This window comes from Streptomyces sp. NTH33 (assembly GCF_003236365.1).
In the GTDB taxonomy this organism is placed as follows: domain Bacteria; phylum Actinomycetota; class Actinomycetes; order Streptomycetales; family Streptomycetaceae; genus Streptomyces.
On record NZ_POTZ01000392.1, the window covers coordinates 1 to 6,539 of the forward strand.

At 66.0% G+C, this 6,539-nt stretch carries 8 protein-coding genes; 7 read left to right on the forward strand and 1 reads right to left on the reverse strand.

What is annotated here, in order from left to right:
• Nucleotides 1-531: 531 nt before the first annotated feature.
• From C1I97_RS28310 to dnaB, 4 genes are all read left to right on the forward strand, one after another.
• Complete coding sequence (locus C1I97_RS28310; protein ID WP_111005975.1) at nt 532-867, forward strand: DUF6083 domain-containing protein; 336 nt, start codon at nt 532-534, stop codon at nt 865-867.
• A 74-nt stretch (nt 868-941) separates the two neighbouring features.
• Nucleotides 942-1,511, forward strand: a complete 570-nt coding sequence (locus C1I97_RS28315) for a hypothetical protein (RefSeq protein WP_111005976.1) — start codon at nt 942-944, stop codon at nt 1,509-1,511.
• Complete coding sequence (locus C1I97_RS28320; protein ID WP_111005977.1) at nt 1,508-2,104, forward strand: DciA family protein; 597 nt, start codon at nt 1,508-1,510, stop codon at nt 2,102-2,104. Before C1I97_RS28315 ends, C1I97_RS28320 begins: the two co-directional genes overlap by 4 nt.
• Before the next feature lie 239 nt (nt 2,105-2,343).
• A complete protein-coding gene (gene dnaB, locus C1I97_RS28325; protein WP_441349161.1) occupies nt 2,344-3,615 on the forward strand; it encodes a replicative DNA helicase in 1,272 nt (423 codons plus the stop codon).
• Nucleotides 3,616-3,717: 102 nt separating this feature from the next.
• On the opposite strand, the gene C1I97_RS28330 is transcribed toward dnaB, so the two are convergent.
• Nucleotides 3,718-4,983 (reverse strand): hypothetical protein, encoded by a 1,266-nt coding sequence (locus tag C1I97_RS28330; protein ID WP_258382774.1) that lies wholly within the window; start codon nt 4,981-4,983, stop codon nt 3,718-3,720.
• A gap of 199 nt (nt 4,984-5,182) precedes the next feature.
• On the opposite strand from C1I97_RS28330, the gene C1I97_RS28335 reads away from it, so the two are divergent.
• From C1I97_RS28335 to C1I97_RS28345, 3 genes are read left to right on the forward strand one after another with little or no spacing between them, the layout of a single operon-like run.
• On the forward strand, nt 5,183-5,518 hold the full coding sequence (locus C1I97_RS28335) for a hypothetical protein (RefSeq protein ID WP_111005980.1): 336 nt from the start codon (nt 5,183-5,185) through the stop codon (nt 5,516-5,518).
• Nucleotides 5,519-5,575: 57 nt separating this feature from the next.
• Nucleotides 5,576-5,878 (forward strand): hypothetical protein, encoded by a 303-nt coding sequence (locus C1I97_RS28340; RefSeq protein WP_111005982.1) that lies wholly within the window; start codon nt 5,576-5,578, stop codon nt 5,876-5,878.
• 39 nt (nt 5,879-5,917) lie between these two features.
• Nucleotides 5,918-6,337 carry a hypothetical protein gene (locus C1I97_RS28345; RefSeq protein ID WP_111005981.1) on the forward strand — a complete coding sequence of 140 codons (420 nt, stop codon included), beginning with the start codon at nt 5,918-5,920 and terminating at the stop codon, nt 6,335-6,337.
• Nucleotides 6,338-6,539: the final 202 nt, after the last annotated feature.

A 6,539-nucleotide genomic window follows, 5' to 3' on the forward strand; every position in this document is an offset into this window, starting at 1 on the left:
CCCCAGGACACCCCTCCCCGAGGCAGTCGGCGCCCAGGGTCCCCAGCGCCCAGCAACCTGCCAACGCCGAGCGCTGTCACCGATTTCAGCCACCGACGCTGACCGGAAGGCGACGGAACATAGCCGGTCGCAGGTACGGACCGGCCCCAGCCACGGGCCGTGACGCGCAGGTAACGCCGGAACAAGGCACCGCAGCGCGAAGCCGGGCCTCCCGTTTGGGAGGCCCGGCTTTGGCACGCGTCAAGCTGCTGCGCCACAAGCTCGGCCAGCTCCGCGTGCTCCAGGCACCGACGGCAGTCGGCTGTGTCATCGGATGTGGCGATAGCCAAGGTCGTGTCAACCCGAGTCGCTAGCCTGGACGTTGCCGCCTGGGCGAGCCGGCCCCTGCGGCCCTTCACACGTCGGAGGTGGTGGGTGGCGATGAGTGTTCCTCCCCAGCAAGGCCCGGCTGACGATCTCGTGCCGGCGTGGGGGCGCAAGCTGACGGTGCCGTGTCCGGCCTGTGGCCTTCCCACGCACCGTCATCGGACCATGGACTACGACGGGATCAACATCTACCGCCCCCAGGCAGGGGCCGCCCCCGTCTCCGCTATTGAGGGCGAGGAACCCGACAAGGAAGTGGCGTGGATCGCCTTGATGCCGGGCGAGTACCCGGCTCGGCACTTCGCCGACCGCGAGGTCTACCATCTCGCCGGCGGGATCGCCTGGCCGGGACCTCACCACCGTGACTATGGCACCGCCAAGGTGGCTCACGATGCCTGCTGCCCGGGCCTGCACCGTAGCCAGCCCACCACCAGCCCGGGCGCGGGCGAGCTGTGGCGGGCGATGCGGCTCCGGCTGGCCCGAAGCCCATGGCCAAGCCGCTGATCAAGGGCTCTGGTCCCGGCACAGTGGCACGACGGATCCCCGGTAAGTGCCGAAGACGAAGGAGAGGTCCGCCCATGAACCACGCCCAAGTCGCCGCGCTGGGTCGTGCTCTGCGCGTCGCCGGTGAACACGAACAGCGGCTCACCGGCGGCGAGGCCGTCCCCAACGTGGAGGAGATCCGCCAGGACCTCGAACGCGCGCTGGCCCTGCTGGACGAGACGATCAGCACGCCCAAGCCGGTCACCCGATGCTCCGAACACCCGAACGGACCGGTCGACCCCGACGCCGCAGACCTGTGCCTGCTCTGCGAGACCCGCCGCCGGGCAGGTCGTCGTACACCGCCCCGACCGCGCTTCGCCGACCCCGACGACGAAGCCCCCGCAGCGCGGGTGCAGTCTCGGCACCGGCTGCGCGCCGAACAGCCCGAGCCGCAAAAGCGCTGGATCCCCGAGATGTGGAATGGGCAAGCCTGGCAGGTGTGCGGAACACCTCGACGCAGCGAGTCGGAGGCACAGGAGTACCTGGCGCAGCTGCGGCAAGGGCCGCATCCGGCGACCGCCTACCGGCTGGTGTACGCGTTCACCGATCACAACGTCGTACGTGTCTGGGGCACCCCAACCTTCCGCCAGCAGGTCGACCTATGACTCGTGAAGAGGCGGCCAGCGGTGAGCAACGCCTGGATCTGGCCCGGATGATGCTGCGGCGGGCCAGGGAAGATGCCCGTCTGCACCGTTTCACCGAGCGATCGGCTTCCCCTGCCGTTCGCAGGCAACTGCGCGGACGGACACCACCGGTGCAGCTCGGGCAGGCGTTGCTTGAGATGTTCTCCGAGCACGGGCTCTGGAGCGAGACCGAGGCGACGCTGCTCAACTGCTGGGTCTCCGTGGCCGGACCCCTGGTCGGCCACGTGGACCTGGCAGGCTTCGACCGGAAATCTGGAACCCTCACACTGTGCGGGTCCTCCACCGTCTGGATCACCCAGGTCAAGCTCCTGGCAGACGCTCTCATCCAACGGATCAACGTCGAACTCGGCTCCCAGACCGTGCGCCGGATCCGTCTGGTGAAGAGGGACATCACCGGCCCTCTACGGCCCTCCGCCCTATCGCCTTCCGCCCGCCCGGACGGTACACACGCGCGGCGATGGCAGCCAGCACCAGCGTTGCCCGACCCTGCCATCCAAGCCGCCGTTCAACGCCAAAGGCAGCTCCTTCCGCGCGAACCCGCGCGTCGGCCGTGAACCGTAAAGTTCCTCGGCCGGCACGGCAACGGGAAGTGAGCGTCATTATCCCCACGAGGGCCATAGAGACGATCAGCTCCTGCCGTCGGGGCGCCGCAGATACGCTCACCTCTGGCCACTTGCCTGGCCACTCGGGGAGAAGATACGAGGAGGGGGATTCCAAGGTGACCGTCGAGGACGCCGATACCGCACTGCACCACCCGCACGATCTGCACGCCGAGAAAGGCGTCCTGAAGGCGATGCTGCGGTCGAAGGACGCGATCGCCGACATCGTCGAAGTCCTCAACGGCCACGACTTCTACCGGCCTGCCCACGCCCTGCTCTACAACACGGTCCTCGACCTGTACGGGCGCAGCCAGCCAACGGATCCCGCTGCGGTGATCGCCCACCTCAGCGACCAGGAACAGCTGGACGAAGCCGGGGGTGCCGCCTACATCACCGCGCTGGTCGACGGCCCTTCACCTTCGCGGAAGTGGATCGCCGACGCCGAACGCGTGGAAAACGCTGCCCTGCTGCGCCGCACGAAGGCCGCTGCTGTCCACATCGAAGACCTGGTCGCCGATGCGGAGCCGGACTCGGCGGACCGGATCGCGGACGCTGCGCAGGCGGAGATCTTCGCGGCGACCACGCGGCGTCCCCTGCTGCCCCCAGCAAGTCCTCTGGGGGACGTCATGGAAGACACACTCGACTGGATCGAGGCAACTGGCAGCCGTGACGCGATCCTGCCGGGTGTGCCCACAGGCTTCACCGACCTGGACGCTCTGACTGGCGGACTCCACTCCGGTCAGTTCATCGTCGTCGCGGCCCGGCCGGCCATGGGCAAGTCCACGCTCGCGCTGGATTTCCTGCGCAACGCCAGCATCACGCATAACCTGCCTACGGCCCTGTTCACGCTCGAAGCCGACCGCAAGGAAGTCGGCATGCGGATCCTGTCAGCGGAAGCCCGTGTCTCCCTCTTCCACATTCGCTCCGGCACGTGCACCGATGAGGACTGGACCCGGATGGCCCGCCGGATGCCCGACATCAGCGCCGCGCCCATCTACATCCAGGACGGCTCCTACGCCAACCTGCACGACCTTCGAGCCCACTGCCGATACCTGCACAGCCGTATGGGCGTCCAACTCATCGTGGTCGACGCCGTTCACATGCTCACTTTTGGTACGAGGCAGCTCAACTCGCGCTACGAGGAAATCTCCGAGATCGCCCGTTGCCTGAAACTGCTGGCCAAAGAACTTCGGCTGCCCATCGTCGCCATCTCCACCCTCAACCGGGGACCGGAACAGCGCACTGACAAGAAGCCCATGATCAGTGACCTGCGAGACTCCGGGGCACTCGAAGACAACGCCGACGTGGTCATCCTGCTGCACCGCGAAGACGCCTACGAGAAGGAGTCTCCGCGCGCCGGGGAGGCCGATCTCATCGTTGCCAAGCACCGGCACGGTCCCACTGCCACCATCACGGTCGCCTTCCAGGGCCACTACTCGCGGTTCGTGGACATGGCGCAGACCTGAGCGGCGTCCCTGTAGGTTCTCAAATCCCGTGTCATTTTCTCAGTCGCTATGTCATGTGACTGGCCGATCTGACACGGGATCGAGAATCGCTGGTCAATCCCATCACTCGTTCGGGTGACCTTGCTTCAGGTCCGGCGTGGGCGCCTCCGTTGCCAGCGGGATACCGCACCGCGGGCAGCCGTTCGCGTGGTCGTCCTGGCAGACGTAGCCGATGGCACCATCCACGCACCATTCGGCGGCCTCCTCGGACAGCAGGTCAGGCCCGGCATGGAGCAGCCGACGAAATTCCGTGGTGTCCGCAATGTCGGCCGGGCGGTTGGTGAACCACTCGTCGAACCAAGGCTCGTCCCGGTGCATGCGCCAGTGCGCATTCTCCCGGTCGTCGACAGCCGTAAGGAACCGATCGACGATGCGCCCCCAACTCGGTGCTCCAAACCAGCCGTTGCCGAACGCGCAGAAGAATTCGATCAGGGTTCGCAGGCCGAACTCCTTCTCGCGAAGGCAGTACGTTCGACCCCAATCGATCGCGCCCTGTGCCATCTCTGCGAGATCTTCTCGCGGATCAACCTCGTGCGCCGGGTCGTCAGGGTTGTGGCAGGCCAGCCCGAGCTCGAGCACGGACTGCCCTGTCGGTAGAACCCGAGATGGGTTGACGATCGCGAGACCGACAGCGATCCAGTCGACATGGTCGAACGACAGCATCGAGCGCACGATCCGGGTGGTTGCCGCGTTGATCCGCATCATCGTGCCGTCGTGCAGCGGACTCTTCCCGGCATGCCAGTTCTCGACGGGTGTGTTGCGCCACAGGGCGAGCGTGATGCGGGTGGCAGCGAGCCACAGCAGCGCGTTGTCGTCAAGGTGCCCGAACCGGTCGGCACACTCCTGGGCACCGTAGCGGATCAACTCTCGTGGGTTCGGCCGCGTGTGACTGTCAGACCCTTCAGGCGCGTACTCGTAGTCGCCAGCGTACTCGTCGAGGATCTCGCTCAACTCGGCTGCGCTGTCAGCCTCGCTGTACTCGGAGCCGTCCGGCCCCTCGACGGTGTACATGTCGTGGTCCCAGGAGACATACACGTCGCCCCAAAGCACGACATCATCGCACTCGACGGCGTTATCCGTCACAACCGGCCTGATTATGATCGGCGCAGTACGCCCGTCGGTTCGCTCGCCGTCCTTCTTGGCCGCCCATGCGGTGATGACCCCGAGCGGCTTCGGAAGGAGAGGGCCGACCTTGGTGATGCTGAACGGCTCGTCGTCATCGGTGTCGAACCGGCTGTTGACGAACGCGACCGCCTCGGAGGGCGTGCTGACGATGGACTGGGTACCACTCTCGTTGTCAACCACTCGCCACAACGCGCTGTTCTTCACGATGCTCTCCGATCGCGGTGAATGCACCCGGGGCGGGTGCGATGCGCCGGGTCGCTCGGCACTGACTCCAATTATGGGCTGATCAACCCATCCGTAGTCCCGCAGGCGCTTGTCGGCGACAACGCTCGGGACGTTCGTGTGCAACCTGCTTTTCGCGACCGCGGCGACACAGCAGAGTCCAACAGCGGAGGAGGCGAAGATGGCGCTGAACAAGAAGGGTTCCCGGCGCATAACCGTTGACGGGATCGAGTACCGCTGGCGGATCCGCAGGAAGCCCTCCTACATGCAGGGACTCTGCTGGACACCGATGACCTATGCAGTTGAAGCGGCCAGCGGCAGCCAGCCGGGCGCGACCTTGATCGTCACCAGCGGTCAGGCCCATCCCAGTAACTGGGTGGGCGTTGAGACGGAGCCCATTCGTCCGGCTCACGTTGCTGCCAGCATTCGAGAGGCACGGGATCAAGGCTGGGATCCAACCCGGGTCGGTTCTCCTTTCCAGCTCGACCGATCCGCAGGATTCATCGCCCTGCCATGAGATGAGCGGAGTAGGGCGGCGCATCTGGCCCGACATCATGGCCTGGTGACCACATGGATGCGCTGCTACTGGGACGAGGAAGACACCTGGTTCTACTTCGAGGTCAACGCCGAAGGCTGGGTGATTCGGCAGGTCGAACTCGAAGGGCCTGAGCTGATCCCGATCGCAGCTGCTTCCCTCGCTGAGTGGCAGCGGGCCCGCGACGCAGGCCGCCTCGGTGATGACGACAGCAGATTCGGGATCACCACCGAGCTGCCCGTCTCGGAATGGGAAGGCCACGACCCCGAACAACTCACCTTCGAGGAGTTCGAGGATGTCTGGGGCCCTGCCCGTCAGCAGATCGCATCCCGTCCCAGCTGACCTCTCGGCGCCGCACTGGCTTCTTGGCATCATCGCGACATGACCCCGACCCTTCCCCGCACCGTCCGAGCCGTCGACACCGCTCAGCTCCTGGACCTGGCCCAGGAGGCCGCCCTGCACGGCTTTAGCCAGCGGCTCCCGGTCGACTGGCTACGCGAGCACCTCGCCACAGAAGCGACGCACTACCTGTTCCCGACACTCGTGCAGCGGCTCACGCACCGTCCTGAGGTGCCGCTGCAGTGGAGGTGCCAGCAACTGCTGACCGTCAGCACCGGCGAGCAGATCTGGGGCCTCCTCGACGTCCTTCCCGACACCTTCGACAAGATCCCGGAGACCTTGGACACGGCGTCCAAGAAGGACATCGTCAACCGCATCGAGCAAGCAGTGAAGGTACGGGAGTGGATAGAACGGACGGCCGCCGATGCAGGTTCAGGAGGTCCGGCGCAGCCGGCTGGGTAGCCTGAGGAAATGACATCGATCTGAGAGGGCGTTAAGTCCGTTTCTGATAGCGGCCACGTCCGGGTTGCTCGAGGAATCCCTGGCGAACGAGTCGTCCCAGCCGGGAGCGGGTGACGTTGATCGAGGGCTCGTCGGTGGGCAGGCCGAGGTGTTCGTGCAGGTCGCGGACGCGGAACACCTTCTCGGGGTCTTCGTTGAAGGC